The following is a 1491-nucleotide window of genomic DNA, read 5'->3' on the forward strand; positions in this document are numbered from 1 at the left end:
ACCCAATTCTCTGACTTTGCGGTAGAGATGGGCTTTCTGCCAAAGGTCTGTCAGGTCAGGAAGCCGCAGACTAAGGGGAAAGTAGAGCGCCTGGTCCGGTATGTGAAAGAGAACTTCTTCCCCGGCCGCAAGTTCACTGACCTGGAAGATCTGAACCGGCAGGCGCAGCTCTGGTGTAAAACGGTGGACTCCAAGCCCCACGGCACTACCGGTAAAGTCCCATTGCAGGTGCTGCCTGCGGAAGAACTGCTTTCATTACCCGCTCAGGAGATTCAGGACCGCTACCGCTGGGAGAGACGTACCGTAACCAGAGAAGGATTGGTGAGCTTTGACGGGATCCGTTATGGTGTACCATGGCAGTACAGCGGCAAGGAGGTCCAGGTACGGCTGTGCAGCGGCGCTTTGGAAATCTATGACGGAGCGATGCTTTTGGCCAGGCACCAGGTCCAGTACCATGCCGGAAAAATCATATGGCTTCCCGGACAGTACAAAGGCCTGGCAGAGCACAAAGGGATTGCCGCACCGTATCCGGCAGCCCAGCAGCAGGATCTCCAGGTGGAAGTACGGCCCCTGCAGTTCTATGACCGTTTGTTAGGAGGACCTGCACATGGTTGAATTAGAACATGCCAGAGCCCTTCTGGAACAAATGGGGCTGCAGACTGCGGCTCAACTTCTGGATGCTCAGTTGGAGCAGTCCCTCCACACACAGCAAACTTATGTGCAGTTTCTCAATGAATTGCTTTCTTCTGAACAGCAGCAACGCCAGCGAAAAAGCCGGGAAACCCGGCTGAAGCTGGCCAGGCTGCCTCACCGCAAAGGCCTGGAGGACTTTGACTTTGCGTTCCAGCCCAGCATTGACAAACGGCAGGTAGAGGAGCTGGGTACGCTGGCCTTCGTTGCCCGGGAGGAAAATGTTATCCTGCTGGGACCCCCTGGGGTGGGCAAAACTCACCTGGCTGTTGGTCTGGCACTCAAGGCGCTGGACGCCGGCATGGTGGTTTATTACACCACCCTCTCGCACCTCATTACGGATTTGCAGAAGGCTCAACTGCAGGGACGCCTGGAACGCAGGTGGCGGGTCTACCTGCGCCCGGCTGTATTGGTGATTGATGAGGTCGGGTACATGCAGCTGGACCGCCAGGAGGCTGAGCTGCTGTTCCGTCTGATCTCGGAACGGTATGAGCACGGCAGCATCATCTTGACCAGCAATAAGTATTTCAGCGATTGGGGGGAACTGCTCAGCGACAATATTCTGGCCACTGCGCTACTGGACCGGCTGCTCCACCATGCCCATGTGGTGAATATCCGCGGCCAGACTTACCGGCTGAGGGAACGGTGGAAGGCCGGTGTCCAGCCGGTTCCACCGGCTGAGCTTCCGGCGGACAACTGACCGGCGGACGGAGTTCCGGCGTAAATAACAAGCGCTATGTTTCCGGCGTTTGGGTCATTTTCTGGCCGGCGTTTTAGATTTTTTACCGTCCGGCGTTGACA

The 1491-nt window shown here is 56.9% G+C and carries 2 protein-coding genes; both read left to right on the forward strand.

Annotated features, from left to right (window positions below):
- Nucleotides 1-615 (forward strand): Mu transposase domain-containing protein (locus ACEVJL_RS16770; RefSeq protein ID WP_374738487.1); only part of this gene is annotated, 615 nt, incomplete at its 5' end.
- Nucleotides 608-1390: an IS21-like element helper ATPase IstB gene (gene istB / locus ACEVJL_RS16775; RefSeq protein ID WP_374738488.1), complete on the forward strand. Its 783-nt coding sequence runs from the start codon at nt 608-610 to the stop codon at nt 1388-1390. The genes ACEVJL_RS16770 and istB, both read left to right, overlap by 8 nt.
- Nucleotides 1391-1491: the final 101 nt, after the last annotated feature.

This window comes from Flintibacter porci, assembly GCF_041925195.1.
Taxonomy (GTDB): domain Bacteria; phylum Bacillota; class Clostridia; order Oscillospirales; family Oscillospiraceae; genus Lawsonibacter; species Lawsonibacter porci.

Excerpts from the sequence above, each read along its gene's own strand:
- istB (WP_374738488.1), top strand. The coding sequence starts at position 608 with ATGGTTGAATTAGAACATGCCAGAGCCCTTCTGGAACAAATGGGGCTG.